We start from the raw sequence: 14,705 nt of genomic DNA, 5'->3' as shown, positions 1-14,705 counted from the left end.
CCGGGGAGCGCTCAGGTGATAAAAAGGAATGTCATCCCCATACGCCCTTTATCAATCATGATGAATCAGGATCCTTTTACCTTTCTAAACCGAGCCGCTGGATTCAGAATGCTGAACCCATATTTCAGCGTTGCGCGCAGATCGTGTTACAGTTTCTCCACCCCACTCTTTTAAAGGATGCAGATGGAGATGACTACCCCGCAGGACCTACTCGCTCGTGCAGAAAATCTCTGTCTGCAACGTAATGTACGTCTGACGCCGCAGCGGCTGGAAGTGCTACGCCTGATGGCGCAGCATAATAGTGCCATTAGCGCATATGATCTTCTCGATCTTCTAAAGGTCAGTGAACCGCAGGCCAAACCGCCAACAATATACCGAGCGCTGGATTTTTTACTGGAACAGGGATTTGTTCATAAAGTGGAATCCACCAATAGTTATGTGGTGTGCCATCATTTTGATGAGCCAACGCATACATCCGCAATGTTTATCTGCGATCGCTGTGGCCAGGTAAAAGAAGAGAGCGCCGAGGGAGTGGAAGATATTATGCATCTGCTGGCGGCAAAAAAAGGGTTTGCGCTTCACCATAATGTTATTGAAGCTCACGGGCTGTGTGTCTCATGCGCCGAGATTGAAGCCTGTCGTAACCAAAATACCTGCCGCCACGATCATAGCGCGATGCAAAAGAAGCGCGGGCGAAAAGGATAAATATAGCGCGGGGTAAGTGCGGTACGTCCTTGTACCTGAGGGTGCCTCATGATGAGGCCGCACATTGAGAGAAAAGGTTACCAGTGATAATCGTTACGCTTTTCCCAGTCAGAAACTTCTTTTTCTGCCTGATCTTTCTGATAGCCGTAACGCCCCTGGATTTTACCGACGAGCTGATCGCGTTTACCTTCCACCACGGTGAAATCGTCGTCTGTCAATTTGCCCCATTGTTCTTTCACTGAGCCTTTGAACTGCTTCCAGTTACCACCGATTTGATCTTTATTCATTACAAACTCCTTATCGTTCGGTTTATCAAGCCAGAAATTCAATACTCTGCAAAGTGGCATACTCTTTGTCGTACGGTAAAGCTGGCAATCGGTAACATAACGTCTGCTACACAGGCTCAACCGTCGCATTGAGCCTTAAGTTTAGACAAGGATTTTATATTCAGCGGTGTTTTAAGAGTTTTTACCTAAAAAATACTTGGCAGCCGACTATCCCGCTTCTGACGGAAAGATTTTCAGGATGGCGACGCATCAATAGTAAAGGCCGACTATTACGCTGCTGGGCAAGCACCGTCACTCTACATCCGCAAACCAGGAACGGTTGCGCCAATGCTGGCGCCAGAACCACCCCAGCGACAGGCCACGAAGCGCTAAAAAAACCGCCAGCGCCAGCCATAGGCCATGGTTGCCTAAAACAGGTACGGTTAACAGCGTAAGACCAAACCCGGCCGCCGCAATCGCCATACTGTTACGCATTTCAGCGCCACGGGTAGCACCTACAAACATACCATCCAGCAAATAGCACCAGACGCCAATCACCGGTAACAGAACCTGCCAGTACAGGTAGTGATCGGCCAGCGTTCGTAACTCAGGCAGCGAAGTTAACACTGCAATGATATAGCGCCCAAAGCAGGCATAAATAACGGCAAAGCACAGCGCGACAAGCCCCGCCTGCCGACAGGCAGCGTGCCACAGGTTAAGTAGCTGCCCACCGTTGCGCGCCCCGTAAGCCTGCCCGGAATACGCCTCCACCGCATAAGCAAAGCCGTCAAGCGCATAGGCCGTAAACGTCAGTAGCGTCATTAACACCGCATTGACCGCAACAATATCGTTCCCTAGCCTGGCACCATAGATGGTCAGCGACGCGAAACATATCTGTAATAGCAGCGAACGCAGCATGATATCGCGATTCAGCGCCAGTAAACGGCGCAGATTGCCGCGCCACGCGCCTTTGAGTAGCTGGATATCTATACCGCGCAGGCGCATCACTCGAAATACCATAATTAGTCCCACCAGCAGCGTGCCATATTCTGCTATTACCGTTGCCAGCGCTGCCCCCCGCACGTTCATGCCAAGTCCCATAACGAACCAAAGGTCGAGTGTGATATTCAACACATTCCCCACCACCAGCAAAATAACCGGAGCCCGCGCATACTGGACGCCCAATAACCAACCTAATAGCACCAAATTCGCCAGCGAGGCCGGCGTGCTAAGCCAGCGGATCTCCAGAAAACGACGCGCCTGATATAAAACATTTTCATTGCCGCCCACCGCATGCAAAGCCAGGTCAATCAGTGGAGTACGTAACGCAACGATAGCAACCCCTGCGCTTAACGCCAGCATCATAGGCTGAGCTAAAGCGCGCGCCAGCGCCGGGATATCTTTAGCCCCCCACGCCTGAGCGGTCAGCCCCGTCGTGCTCATACGTAAAAAAAGCAGCAGCATAAACAGGAAGCTGGTCGTGGTTGCTCCCACGGCTACGCCGGCCAAATAATCTGGCGAATCAAGATGGCCGATAACGGCGGTATCCACCAGCCCCAGCAGCGGTACAGTGATATTGGAAAAAATCATCGGCAGCGCCAGCCGCCACAGTGCTTTATCTGTTTTATGGAAAAAAGGCATCGTCCAGCCCATTTATAATGATTTATCTTCTCCTGCTGCGAACAGCAGGCTTCATGGTTCTAAACTACCCGATCGGGCGTAGCGCAGGCGTAACATGGCAAATGATTGCGCGCGCTTTAGTGCCCCTGCATTCAGCCAGATATTCACAAGTTAGCGTGGTGCTCTCAATAAAGCTAAATAGACCGGGCCGCAAAGTGTATCCAATTTAACGGCAAATAACGTTCTTAAGTTCAGGCAGCATTGTTGAGATGAATATTAAAAAGCTTAAATAGAGGTCAGTAACGCCTCGGACACTGAAACAACCTGTGAATAAGCGGGATAAGGTAAGTATGATGGCTCTATCAAATACATCACCAGCGCTTTCTTCCTGACAAGAAAAGCGACCGGCTAATAAGATAAGCATCTGGCAGGCACGGAAGATATACGCATCCGGAAGATATGTACATTAATCCCAGACGAATGCGTATATCAGAGCACCTTCCACCGTATAAGCTGGAGCGCAGGCTAAAACTATTGTGCAAAGGAATTACCGGGCGAAGGCCGTGCGTGCAGGCAAATAACCTGCCACACACCGCCATAATTTACCTGCTTCAGTTAACCCGCATCCCTTTGCTTATCGACTCTGCATCGGCCGGCTATGTTTCCCTTCCCCTGTCGTTTTCATCTCAGCGCAGCGCTGAAAAAGTAGAGTTCGCCGCGCAGCATCCTGCCCTGAAATTACGGTGCGCCTGGCAACGTCTGACGTTGAGGAAACTACTCTGATTGTAATAGCTGACACACTGCGCGCCGCCTGTGGGCTGGCAGCACGCGAATAAAAGCGCCGACAGGATGGCTGGCGCTTAATCCAAATATACCGCAGATAATAGCCAGGAAGGCTTAGTGTTTTAAAACGGTTAGAGCCATTCGCCGTTGCGAATAACGCCGACGGCCAAGCCCTCAATGCTAAAGTTTTGCGAACGCAAATCCACTTCAATCGGCTCGAAGTCACTGTTTTCTGGCAGTAGCCAGACAACATTTCCCTGTTTTTTTAACCGCTTCACCGTGACCTCGTCTTCAATACGAGCAACTACTACCTGACCATTGCGTGCTTCCTGGGTTTTATGTACGGCAAGTAAGTCACCGTCCATAATACCGATATCTTTCATCGACATACCGCTCACGCGCAGGAGAAAATCAGCGCCAGGCCTGAATAAAGAAGGATCAACCTGATAGTGCCCTTCAATATGCTGCTGCGCCAGCAGCGGCTCTCCGGCGGCAACGCGCCCTACCAGCGGAAGGCCTGCTTCTTCTTCCACCATCAGTCGAATACCACGGGAGGCACCAGAGACGATTTCAATTACGCCTTTCCGCGCCAGCGCCTTTAAATGCTCTTCCGCGGCATTCGGAGAACGAAATCCAAGCTGCTTAGCAATCTCTGCCCGCGTTGGCGGCATACCCGTCTGGCTAATATGCTCCCGGATGAGGTCAAAAACCTCCTGCTGTCTGGCCGTTAACGCTTTCATTTCGCCCCCTGGTTGTATATACAGTTATGCTGTGAGTATATACAGCGCAATACGTTAAGGGAACCATAATTCAGCAAAAACCAGCGACTTATCGCAATACCGGGCGAATCAATAAAAGCGTTGCCACAATAATGAGATCCAGACAAAAGCGGCGAGCAGCATCGCAATGAATACCGCCGCCGATCCCATATCCTTCGCGCGGCCAGAAAGTTCATGCTTTTCAGTACCGATACGATCAACCACTGCTTCAATGGCGCTATTAAGAATTTCAACGATCATAATAAGTACCACGGATCCAATAAGCAGCACGCGCGTTAACGCATCAATATCCAGCCAGCAGGCGATGATTATGCCCGCGACCGCCAGTAATGTTTCCTGACGAAAGGCCGCCTCATTGCGCCATGCGGCGCGAAGCCCCTTCCAGGAATAGCCGGCAGCCTTGATAATACGGGTAATACCGGTGGTACTATTAGCCATGAAAAAACCCTTTTTTAAAATTTGCGTCCTGGCGAAAAAGCCGTAAATACAGCAATGTCGCAGAATTTATATGCTATTTCTGGTATGCTGCGCCGTAATGACGCTCTTCACTCAGAGGCTTAACATTGTCTATGGTAGACTGGCCCCACTTTTTCTATAAGTTGCTTAATTTACCACTAAGTTTGCTGGTAAAAAGTAAATTAGTTCCTGAAGATCCCTGCGCTGAGCTGGGGCTCGATATCTCCAGACCGATAATTTATGTCTTACCGTACAATTCAAAAGCGGACATTCTGACGCTTCGTGAACAGTGTCTGGCGCACGATCTGCCCGATCCCTTCGATCCGCTTGAGGTTGATGGCATTGTTTTACCGCGCTACGTATTTGTCCACGACGGACCGCGCGTATTTACTTATTACACGCCAAAAGAAGAGTCGATAAAACTGTTTCATGATTATCTGGATCTTCACCGGCGCAACCCTAATCTGGATATCCAATTGGTGCCGGTTTCCGTTATGTTCGGGCGCTCGCCCGGGCGTGAAAAAGGAGAATCAAATCCTCCTTTACGCATGCTTAATGGTATTCAGAAATTTTTTGCGGTGCTGTGGCTGGGCCGCGATAGCTTTGTCCGTTTTTCCACGCCCGTCTCGCTGCGCTGGATGGCCACGGAACACGGCACCGATAAAAGCATCGCGCAGAAACTGCTGCGCGTTGCGCGTATGCACTTCGCCCGCCTCCGTTTAGCCGCCGTAGGGCCGCGCCTTCCTGCTCGCCAGGATCTGTTTAATAAACTCCTTTCATCCCGGGCTATCGCTCGGGCGGTCGAGGATGAAGCTCGCAGCAAAAAAATTTCGCATGAAAAAGCGCAGCAAAATGCCATTGCACTAATGGAAGAGATTGCCGCCAACTTCTCCTATGAGGCCATTCGCATTACCGACCGCGTACTTGGTTTCACCTGGAACCGGCTTTATCAGGGGATTAACGTTCATAATGCTGAACGGGTGCGCAAGCTGGCGCATGAAGGGCATGAGCTGGTGTACGTTCCCTGCCACCGCAGCCATATGGATTATTTATTGCTGTCGTACGTGTTATACCATCAGGGTTTAGTGCCACCGCACATTGCCGCCGGTATCAATCTGAACTTCTGGCCCGCCGGCCCAATATTCCGCCGCCTCGGCGCTTTCTTTATCCGCCGCACCTTCCGCGGAAACAAGCTTTACTCAACCGTGTTCCGTGAGTATTTAGGCGAACTTTTTAGCCGCGGCTATTCCGTGGAATATTTTGTTGAAGGCGGGCGCTCCCGCACCGGGCGCCTGCTAGAGCCGAAGACGGGTACGCTCTCGATGACACTACAGGCAATGCTGCGCGGCGGCTCCCGCCCGATAACCCTGGTGCCTATTTACATCGGCTATGAACACGTGATGGAAGTTGGCACCTATGCGAAAGAGCTGCGCGGGGCCACGAAAGAAAAAGAGAGCCTGCTTCAAATGCTGCGCGGCCTTAGCAAACTGCGCAATCTTGGCGAAGGCTACGTCAATTTCGGCGAACCCATTCCGCTGAACAATTGGCTGAATCAGCGCGTGCCTGAATGGCGCGAAGACATTGATCCTATTGAAGCCGTGCGTCCGGCCTGGCTAACGCCCGCCGTAAACGAAATCGCCGCCACGTTAATGGTGCGTATTAATAACGCCGCCGCCGCTAATGCCATGAACCTGTGCTGTACGGCGCTGCTGGCCTCACGCCAGCGCTCGCTTACCCGCGAGCAGCTTCTTGAACAGCTAGATTGCTATATAGATCTGCTGCGCAATGTGCCCTACGCGCCGGACACTACCGTGCCGTCCGCCAGCGCTAGCGAACTTATCGATCACGCATTACGCATGAATAAGTTTGAAGTTGAGCAGGACACCATCGGCGAGATTATTATCCTGCCGCGGGAACAGGCAATATTAATGACTTATTATCGCAACAATCTGATGCATATGCTGATTCTGCCATCCCTGCTGGCCCAGATGGTGACTCAGCGTCGGCATATTACTCGCGATGAACTACTGCGCCAGGTAACGCTACTGTATCCCATGCTGAAAGCTGAGCTTTTCCTGCACTGGGATACCCCGGCGCTGGCAGCCGAAGTCGATGCGTTACTGGCAGAGATGCAGCGCCAGGGCCTGTTGCTAATTAATGGTGATACGGTACAGCTTAACCCCACTCGTTCACGTACGCTGCAGCTACTGGCGGCCGGCGCGCGGGAAACTATTCAGCGCTATGCCATCACATTCTGGCTGTTGAGCAATAACCCCACCATGAACCGCGGCACGCTGGAGAAAGAAAGCCGCACTCTGGCCCAGCGCCTGTCGATGCTGCACGGCATTAATGCCCCGGAATTTTTCGACAAAGCGGTCTTCTCAACTCTGGTGCTGACGCTGCGCGATGAAGGCTACCTGAGCGACACCGACGATGCGGATCGGGAAAAAGCGCTGCTTGCATGGCGGCTGCTCTCCGATTTGCTGGCGCCGGATGTGCGTCTGACCATTGAAAGCTCCGTAGCACAAAGCGGCCTTCCGGAAAAAGCATAGCGGCCTGACGCCCGCCTGCAGCCCTCTTACCGCCTTGCAAAAGGCGGTAAATTTTCACCCTTCCCAAGCTCGTCATAAGGCGCCTAACGCCATGCCGTTTTACTGCCCCCGATGCCAGGGCTCCGACAAATCAAATGCAGCCCGTATCTATGTTCGTATTTTCCATAAGTAATCCACCACTGGCTGGCAAAAAGCGATACTAATTGATACTCAAATGGGCATTATAGCCGCGCATCTCACGCCCAGCCGGCGCGCTTTTTAACGCCTTCTCATCAAGAGTCGCCATATCTCACCTCAACCCTCGCCAATTACGCAGAAATAATAAGCTAGAGCTAAAGCGTAATAAAAAAATGCCCGCACGGGGCGGGCAGCGTTGAATACTGGCTATCTCGGCGAGATTAAAACGGCAGGAAACTCAGCATCAGACCGCCGAATAAAATCAGCCCGACATAATTATTATTCATAAAAGCGCGGAAACAGGCATCGCGATCGCGGCCAACCATCAGCTTTTGTTGATAGACAAACAGCCCACCCGCCAGCGCCAGAGCGCAATACCATGCCAGATTGAGGTGATTAAGCTCGCCAATCAGCGCCAATAGCGCCAGCATCGCCACCTGCAGCAGCCCGATAATCACCGTGTCGTAGCGCCCAAACAGAATCGCCGTTGATTTTACGCCAATCTTCAGATCATCATCCCGGTCTACCATAGCATATTCCGTATCGTATGCCACGGCCCAGACAATATTCACCAGAAACATCAGCCAGCAGGAAAGCGGCACGCTTTCACTCACCGCGGCGAACGCCATCGGAATGGACCAGCCAAACGCCGCGCCCAGCACCACCTGCGGCAGGTGGGTATAGCGCTTCATAAACGGATAGACCCACGCCAGCGCCAGCCCAATCACGGAAAGCAGGATGGTCATTGTATTGAGCGTTAACACCAGCAGGAACGAGAGCACCACCAGCACCACAAATAGCGTGCGCGCCTCTCTGCCGGTAACCGCGCCGCTGGGCAGCGGGCGATTAGCCGTGCGCTTAACGTGCCCGTCAAATTTCCTGTCGGCATAATCATTGACTACACATCCCGCCGCGCGCATTAACCAAACGCCGGCGATAAAAACGAGCAGAATGGAAAGCGGTGGCGCCCCCGGCGTTGCCAGCCACAAAGCCCACAGCGTGGGCCAAAGCAGCAATAGCGCGCCAATGGGTTTGTCAGTACGCATCAGGCGGTGATACGCCAGCAGTTTACTCTGCTTCAGACTCCACTCCATTTTTCATCCTCTCAATACAGCGGTGACGCAGGCAGGAATAGCTCCGTCAATAATAGTGGTTTTCCTGACAATTTCAGGCGGGAACGCCTTCCCCATAGCGCATCGTGCCGCCCTACTTCAATAAAGTCGCGCGTTAAATTTGAAGAGGTAAACAGATAACGCCCCAGCGGCGTCGTCCCGAGGTTACGCAGCGCCAGTTCAGGGCCATTCAGGGTGGATTCTGGCACCAGGGTGCGCCCGGCAAGCCAGGGGGCACCGTCCCCACACAGTAAAATTTCCCGCAGCCAGTAACGTTCATCTGCCGGGAGCAGCGCTGCTTCTTGCGGTAACAGCGCCTGCGCGGAGACAAAATCTTCAAATAGCAGCGTTACGCTTACCCGCTCGCAGCAGCCCTCAAAACGGCGGGTCATTGAATCCTCAAGAAGCAGCCATTCGCGCAGCGCGGGCGTAATCTCCGGCGGGCGCTGAAAGTAGCGAATGGCTCGCAGCTGCTTTAATGCGGGGTGAGACATAGCGCATTCTCCAAACCTGGCTCTGGACGCAGCATTGTACCCTGGAAGCCATGAGGCGTGGACGTTAACCTACAGATTCTCGATCGTTTGGATAACAAAGCTGCAACGACGGCCGCGCTCGCTTTGGCTGCCAGACAATACATACCCCTTTCAAGATTAGAGTTAATAATGCATAACGCACAATAAAATTGTGCATTAACCTGTAACGTCCGCACGCCCGCGCAGGGGCGGAGCCATACTCAGCGATAGAAGTGAAGGCGGGGGATTTACTCTTCTTCGTAATCCTCCATCATCAGCCTTTTATCCAGCTCTTCAGAGTGTTTTTTCATCCATGAAAGCGAGATAGGGCATGATGCAAAAGATATATATTTCAATTTCACAGTCTGTTTTTTATTTCCAAAGTCATCATGTTCCTGAATAACCACCAAATACCGTTTCAACACCTCAACTTTAGTGGTTGTGCGGGTGAGCTGTTTTTTTATCCTTTCAGTGACTGTGTCAATAAGCTCCCTGGGGGCATCGTAATCTTCCCCATCATTTTCCGGGTTAAAACGACTGTAACACCATTCCTCAGCCAGTTTGCCCCATGACCAGTTCAGCTCACCTAACGCTTTCTTTATCTCTACCTGTAATTGCTGCGTTTGTGCTTTTGCACTTTCCGATACCCGCTTTGATGTCCCCATTTGTCCCCATCACGGTTGATATAGTCATTCTCGCTCACAGTGAGCAAGCTAATTTAATAAGGAGTTTAAAATGAGTAATACACTTGAGAATGCCCCAAGTCAGCGGCCACACCACGAGTCAGGCAAGCGTCGTGGCAATAATCCCCCTAAAAAGATTAATGAGGAATTTAATGTGCATAACATTTTACTAGCTTCCCGAAAAATACAGGAAATTATCCTGCTAGTGACCGTGACAATAACTCTTATAAAGGAAAGTAAATTAAGTTGTGCCGTGGGTAATCTTCCCTCGGTGCTTTTTATCAGCATTATTTCAATAGGGTATAATTAACAACTTTTGATATTCTTACTGAACTCTCTCTTTAATGCTGCATCGTCGGATTCATCAAATTCTATATTCTTCATGGTTCTTTCCAGAGCACAGATACACTTCTCTCGTTTTTTATCGAGTAAACGATAGGTAATATCGTTCCCGGAAGAGGTTACGCAGGAATCAATGATTGCGTATTCGATATTTACAGGATACCGGGCTTCTTTCGCCTTATGAAATCCCATACCACCGCCCACCGCCCACCGCCCACCGCCCACCGCCCACCGCCATCACTACTGCCACTTTTAATAAAGTCGAACGGAACTTTATCTTATGAAACTCACTGTGACACTTACTGCATTTCAATGTTTCTTTATCAACATTGTCAGCAGCGCTTAAGCACTTAGGACATACAATTTCCATATTTATACGTCACCCCTTGGTATTGAAATTGTCGATTTATCTCCAGAAACCATTAATACTATAATAATCGTTGTATCAATATCATTAAGCCATCGACAAAAAGCACCGCATTAAGAAAAAAACCAAATAAAAATAAATACATCCGCTCTTATCCTATAATATACGGCTTATTACTCCCGCTTTAACAGGCTGGTATTACATAACCACAGGGTAATCACTAATAACAGAATTGCGCCGGAATAAATAAAAACATCCAGCGGCGATTTGTGATCGACAATAATCAGCCGCACAATGGCCGTGATGCCAATATAAACAAAATAGCGTAGCGGGAAGTGATAGCCGGTCTGGAAATACTTCACGATCAGGGCAATAAATTCAAAGTAGAGGAACCATACTAATAGCCCTTCTACCAGTTGATACTTGGTGACGGCTTCAGACTGGGTAAACAGAACGTGCGCTAAATGAAAGGTCTCTTTGCCCAGGAATACCACCAGAATCACTGCCAGCCCCAGCAGCCCCAGGTTTAAAACGCTCTGCAGCGCAGAAGCGACCAGCGCTGCGCGACGACGGACGGGTTCGGACATGGTTTTCTCTTCACGTTGCTTGCCTGTCGCCAGTTATAGTGCAAAAACGTGATATTGATCCAGTTTTTTACTTATTTGTTAACTTTTATCGGCTCAGATTCCATGCCCGCCACCGGCCAGGCGAACAAAAAATTCCACCGCGTTACAGCCGCCCGTTTAAAAGAAACGGGTAACAGGCTTAATGAACGCGGCGTCTCTCAGAAATTAAAATCGCCGCACAAAGCGCCGTGGCTCCGGGTAGCTATTAACTATGCGGCAAGCGGGATCAGCGAAAACGCACGTTGCGATCGCTGGTCATACCGTAAAGATCGAATTTTCTGCCCAGCATCTGGCCGCCGTCGCGGGTTAATGGCGTCCAGCCAACCTGCGCGCGGCTGCGCGTTGGGCCGGAAGAGAAGAGATCGAGCGGCACAGAAACGTATACGCCCTTGGTAAATTCACCTTCGCCATACTCTTCGGCAGAAACGTTGGTCAAGGTCGCATAGCCGCCGACCACAACGCCGCTGTCAAAGTGTTTCGAGATATCCAGCGTCCCGCCTTTATCGCCTGCCAGATACTGGCCCACGCTGGCCTTCACCAATACGCCGTGCGCAAACGGCGGCGTCCAGTAAGCGCTCAGATGCCCGGTTTTCACGCTGTAATCGGTGAACTTCATCATATCCTGCGCGCTGCGCCAGTCGCGCTGCTTCACGTAGTTAGCGTTCAGGCCGAACGCCCAGTTGCTGTCGAGCGGCCGATACAACACTTCACCGCCCACGCCGCCGAACATGGTTTCCAGATAGCCGCCATAAAGCTGGCCATACCAGCCTTTTCCTAAGTACTGGAAATAGTTCGCCTGAAGATTATTCACATACACATTATTCTTCACGTACTCACGCACTTGGGTACGCACGCGCGGCAGATGGGAGTCTTTTGGCGGATTGGTGTAGTTGAATTTATCGTAGTTATTCTTCAGGTTGGCAAAGACGCTGCCGGTAGTTAACAAACGATCCGTCAGCCATAAATCACCGGTGCCCATTACCCCAAGCTGATACATATAAAAACTTTCGGCACCGCCAAACGACTGATTCAGAACCGGATCGAGCGACACGCCGTAGCGGGGTTTATCGATATACCAGCCTTGCTCGGTAGTTTCCGGCGCCTCGGGGTTAATCCGCCTTTGCGCCAGCGGCGTTTCATGGCCGAGCGGCTCGCCCGCAAGGTGGCGACGCAGACTGTCCACCTCCGTTTCTGTGGTGACCTGCGGAATATGCAGGCGGTTTTCCGTAATACGTATTGTGCGCACGCCCTCGGGAAGATCGTTCATAATGATGCGATTTGCCCGCGCCACGCCCTCGCGGGAGTCCCGATATTTTATCTGCTCGCCGGAGACATAGAGCGTATCACCCTTAGTCTGGATCTTCGGCGCATCCAGCCCCGCATTATATTTCAGCGCCGTTAATTGGTTGGCCGCCACCGCGTGCTGCATAATGGCGTCCTGCGGCTGGGGTCGATAATCTGGTGCGCGGTTGTCCGCATAGGCAGGTTTCAAGTCATTAAAGTTGGTGCGCAGCGTAAAGCCGAAAGTAACGGTATTGCCGCGCTCATAGCCAAGGTTAATGTCCGCCCAGTCGGTAACGCGATAAATCGCTCCAACGTTAAATTTGCTCTTCTGGTCCAGCTTCCCGGCGAAATCACCGGTGTAGTCATTACCTTCGTACTCCAGCTTCAGGCGCAGCGGCTGCCATGGCGTCTGATATTCAATGCCGCCAAACAAAGATGTCGGCCCGTGAAACATATCCCCGGAATTAAACGAGCCCGCTTTCTTGTTGCTGTTATCGCGATAGCAATACTTATCGCTGGCACGGCACAGCGGATTGGTTACGTTGCCCGCGGTGCCTAAATATCCCCATCCCAGCCCCAGCGTGAAATCAAACGGTCCCCAGGCTTTGCTGGCAGTGAGGTATTCGCTATCGAACAGCCCGGTGCCGCCAAGATCGCGCAGCCCAAGCGCCACCTGCGGCGTCCAGTAGCCTTCCTGCAACAGACGTAGCTTGAGGTCGAAAGACTTATCTTTGTAGGTTTGATCGCCAGAGAAGGCTTCGACGCTGGAATAATTGCGGGTACGCACGTCGGTATAGCGTAATGTGGTCTCCAGCCACGGCATTAACTGCATGGATGCCGAGTAAAAACGATATTGATCGTTATCGCGATAGTTAAGGCTAAACTCACCGTCGCGCGCCATACGCGCGGTGGGCATTTGCAGTAATCCAGCGCCGCCAAAATCCGATTGGGAAGGCCCGATGGGTGCCGGATAGCTTTCGGCATGGCAGGCACCGGCAACGGCCAGCGCTAAAAAACTGTAGAAATAGCGTGTCTTCATCAATCCGGTATCCGATGGGTCAGGGAGTACAGAATCTGCTCGTTCAAGCCATCCCGGGCGGAAGAGAAGAGAGCGTCAGCAAAGCCGATGAAAATAAGACTTCCCGGCGTGGGTTCAATGTGTCGGTGGTTCCAGTACGCTATCGGCGCTTTGAGCGTGCGCCCGTCGGGATAAATGACCCAGGCGTAACTGCGCTCCGCGCCCCGAAGCCGGCTAATGCCATCCAGGTAGGCATCTACGCTGCGCCCAGGCACCCAGACTTTTTTCCCCGGCGCGCTCGTAAGCCCCAGTAGCGTCACGCTGGCAGGCTGCGCGCCCGCCCACAGCGTATAGTGACCGTCCAGCGGCAGATTATTTTCGGCGTGTACGCGCACCCAGTCAGGGTCGAGATTTACGCGCAGCCGGCCGGTTATTCGCATGTCCGCAAGCTGGCGGCGCAGTTGTTCAAACGCCGCGCCGGTCTCGCCGGGATTCTCTGAGGCCAGCGCCGCCAGGCGCTGCAGTAACGCCCGATGGCGCCGCTGCGCGACCGCGCTGGCATTGGGTTCAGCAATCACCGCACCGGGCCACCAGCTCTGCGCCAGCGCTGGCTGCGTCACCAAATCGGCAAGCCGTTCCACGCCGGAGAGTTTCAGCGGCGCAGCGCCGCCCGCCAAATGAACGGTCACATCGCCGGCGCCGTAGCTGATGCCGCTTAGCGCCAGAAGCAAAGAAAAGCAGGTCAGGATCGTTCTCATTCTTTCCCCGCTTTCAGCATCAATGTGGTGATGGGGTAGTAGTTCGGGCCGAGCAGCTGAGTTGATTTGCGAATTTGCCCTTCGTTATCCACCCAGTAGCGGTTTTCCCAGCGCCCACGCTCGCTAATAACGTTTTCTTTCAATACGCGAACCGCCGTGCTGGCAGGCCCGACGCTCAGCGTGTCTTTACCTTCCCAGTGAAAACTGGAGCGCAGCGTGGCAGCGCGAATTTGCTGATGTTCGGTCCACATCGCCTGGCGCGCCCACCGGGCACCATTGGTAATCTGCGCGGGCTGCCTGAGCGGGTCATCTTCGGTATCCGTCACGCTTATCAGGTTATCGCCAAGCCCAAGCGTCTTCACCAGGCGCCCTCGCTGTGTGATTAACATGGCTTCGTCCTGAGTCACCCATTTTTGGCGTCCGTTTTCCGCGTAGGCCAGTACCACGAAAATCTGCGGTCCGCCATTAAGCGTCACATACTGGCTGGCATACGGCATATTTTCGATTTCGTTATCCGTTAGCCTGACGCCTGAGGTCCCAAACAGGCTATTCCAGAGCGATTTCCCCGGCCCCGGCGTGTCCGAAGCACAGGCCTGCAAACACAGGCAAAGCATCACAATCGCAAGTCGCTGCACGACATATCCCCAAGGTCAAAATAACCACAC

At 52.3% G+C, this 14,705-nt stretch carries 15 protein-coding genes; 4 read left to right on the top strand and 11 right to left on the bottom strand.

What is annotated here, in order from left to right; genetic code table 11:
* Positions 1-183 precede the first annotated feature (183 nt).
* Positions 184-705 (top strand): zinc uptake transcriptional repressor Zur, encoded by a 522-nt coding sequence (gene zur / locus SFA31_RS05130; RefSeq protein WP_322837004.1) that lies wholly within the window; start codon positions 184-186, stop codon positions 703-705.
* Between the two features lie 77 nt (positions 706-782).
* Here zur and SFA31_RS05125 read toward each other — a convergent pair whose 3' ends face one another.
* A complete protein-coding gene (locus tag SFA31_RS05125; RefSeq protein WP_322837003.1) occupies positions 783-992 on the bottom strand; it encodes a CsbD family protein in 210 nt (69 codons plus the stop codon).
* Between the two features lie 291 nt (positions 993-1,283).
* Positions 1,284-2,612, bottom strand: coding sequence for an MATE family efflux transporter DinF (gene dinF / locus SFA31_RS05120; protein WP_322839296.1), 1,329 nt, complete (start codon positions 2,610-2,612; stop codon positions 1,284-1,286).
* A 546-nt stretch (positions 2,613-3,158) separates the two neighbouring features.
* On the opposite strand from dinF, the gene SFA31_RS05115 reads away from it, so the two are divergent.
* A complete protein-coding gene (locus tag SFA31_RS05115) occupies positions 3,159-3,374 on the top strand; it encodes a hypothetical protein (protein WP_322837002.1) in 216 nt (71 codons plus the stop codon).
* 131 nt (positions 3,375-3,505) lie between these two features.
* Here SFA31_RS05115 and lexA read toward each other — a convergent pair whose 3' ends face one another.
* Positions 3,506-4,114 (bottom strand): transcriptional repressor LexA, encoded by a 609-nt coding sequence (lexA, locus tag SFA31_RS05110; RefSeq protein ID WP_322837001.1) that lies wholly within the window; start codon positions 4,112-4,114, stop codon positions 3,506-3,508.
* 108 nt (positions 4,115-4,222) lie between these two features.
* Positions 4,223-4,591, bottom strand: a complete 369-nt coding sequence (locus SFA31_RS05105; protein WP_322837000.1) for a diacylglycerol kinase — start codon at positions 4,589-4,591, stop codon at positions 4,223-4,225.
* A gap of 131 nt (positions 4,592-4,722) precedes the next feature.
* On the opposite strand from SFA31_RS05105, the gene plsB reads away from it, so the two are divergent.
* A complete protein-coding gene (gene plsB, locus SFA31_RS05100; protein ID WP_322836999.1) occupies positions 4,723-7,161 on the top strand; it encodes a glycerol-3-phosphate 1-O-acyltransferase PlsB in 2,439 nt (812 codons plus the stop codon).
* Between the two features lie 398 nt (positions 7,162-7,559).
* Here plsB and ubiA read toward each other — a convergent pair whose 3' ends face one another.
* From ubiA to SFA31_RS05085, 3 genes are all read right to left on the bottom strand, one after another.
* Positions 7,560-8,432, bottom strand: coding sequence for a 4-hydroxybenzoate octaprenyltransferase (gene ubiA, locus SFA31_RS05095; RefSeq protein WP_322836998.1), 873 nt, complete (start codon positions 8,430-8,432; stop codon positions 7,560-7,562).
* A gap of 11 nt (positions 8,433-8,443) precedes the next feature.
* Positions 8,444-8,944: a chorismate lyase gene (gene ubiC, locus SFA31_RS05090; protein ID WP_322836997.1), complete on the bottom strand. Its 501-nt coding sequence runs from the start codon at positions 8,942-8,944 to the stop codon at positions 8,444-8,446.
* A 266-nt stretch (positions 8,945-9,210) separates the two neighbouring features.
* The gene (locus SFA31_RS05085; protein WP_322836996.1) at positions 9,211-9,627 is read right to left on the bottom strand and encodes a hypothetical protein; all 417 of its coding nucleotides are present in this window, start codon (positions 9,625-9,627) and stop codon (positions 9,211-9,213) included.
* 70 nt (positions 9,628-9,697) lie between these two features.
* Here SFA31_RS05085 and SFA31_RS05080 point away from each other — a divergent pair, with 70 nt between their 5' ends.
* Positions 9,698-9,955: a hypothetical protein gene (locus SFA31_RS05080; protein ID WP_322836995.1), complete on the top strand. Its 258-nt coding sequence runs from the start codon at positions 9,698-9,700 to the stop codon at positions 9,953-9,955.
* A gap of 572 nt (positions 9,956-10,527) precedes the next feature.
* Here the strand turns inward: SFA31_RS05080 and psiE are convergent.
* The 4 genes from psiE to SFA31_RS05060 all read right to left on the bottom strand — a co-directional run bounded on the left by psiE (position 10,528) and on the right by SFA31_RS05060 (position 14,675).
* Positions 10,528-10,941 (bottom strand): phosphate-starvation-inducible protein PsiE, encoded by a 414-nt coding sequence (gene psiE / locus SFA31_RS05075; RefSeq protein ID WP_322836994.1) that lies wholly within the window; start codon positions 10,939-10,941, stop codon positions 10,528-10,530.
* Positions 10,942-11,206: 265 nt separating this feature from the next.
* Positions 11,207-13,303: a YjbH domain-containing protein gene (locus SFA31_RS05070; RefSeq protein WP_322836993.1), complete on the bottom strand. Its 2,097-nt coding sequence runs from the start codon at positions 13,301-13,303 to the stop codon at positions 11,207-11,209.
* Entirely contained in the window at positions 13,303-14,040 is a 738-nt protein-coding gene (locus tag SFA31_RS05065) for a capsule biosynthesis GfcC D2 domain-containing protein (protein WP_322836992.1), read from the bottom strand. The genes SFA31_RS05070 and SFA31_RS05065 overlap by 1 nt, the downstream gene beginning before the upstream one ends.
* The gene (locus SFA31_RS05060) at positions 14,037-14,675 is read right to left on the bottom strand and encodes a YjbF family lipoprotein (RefSeq protein ID WP_322836991.1); all 639 of its coding nucleotides are present in this window, start codon (positions 14,673-14,675) and stop codon (positions 14,037-14,039) included. The genes SFA31_RS05065 and SFA31_RS05060 overlap by 4 nt, the downstream gene beginning before the upstream one ends.
* Positions 14,676-14,705: the final 30 nt, after the last annotated feature.

The organism is Erwinia sp. HR93, assembly GCF_034555055.1.
GTDB lineage: Bacteria > Pseudomonadota > Gammaproteobacteria > Enterobacterales > Enterobacteriaceae > Apirhabdus > Apirhabdus apintestini.
This window is presented reverse-complemented; position numbering and strand designations above follow the sequence as displayed.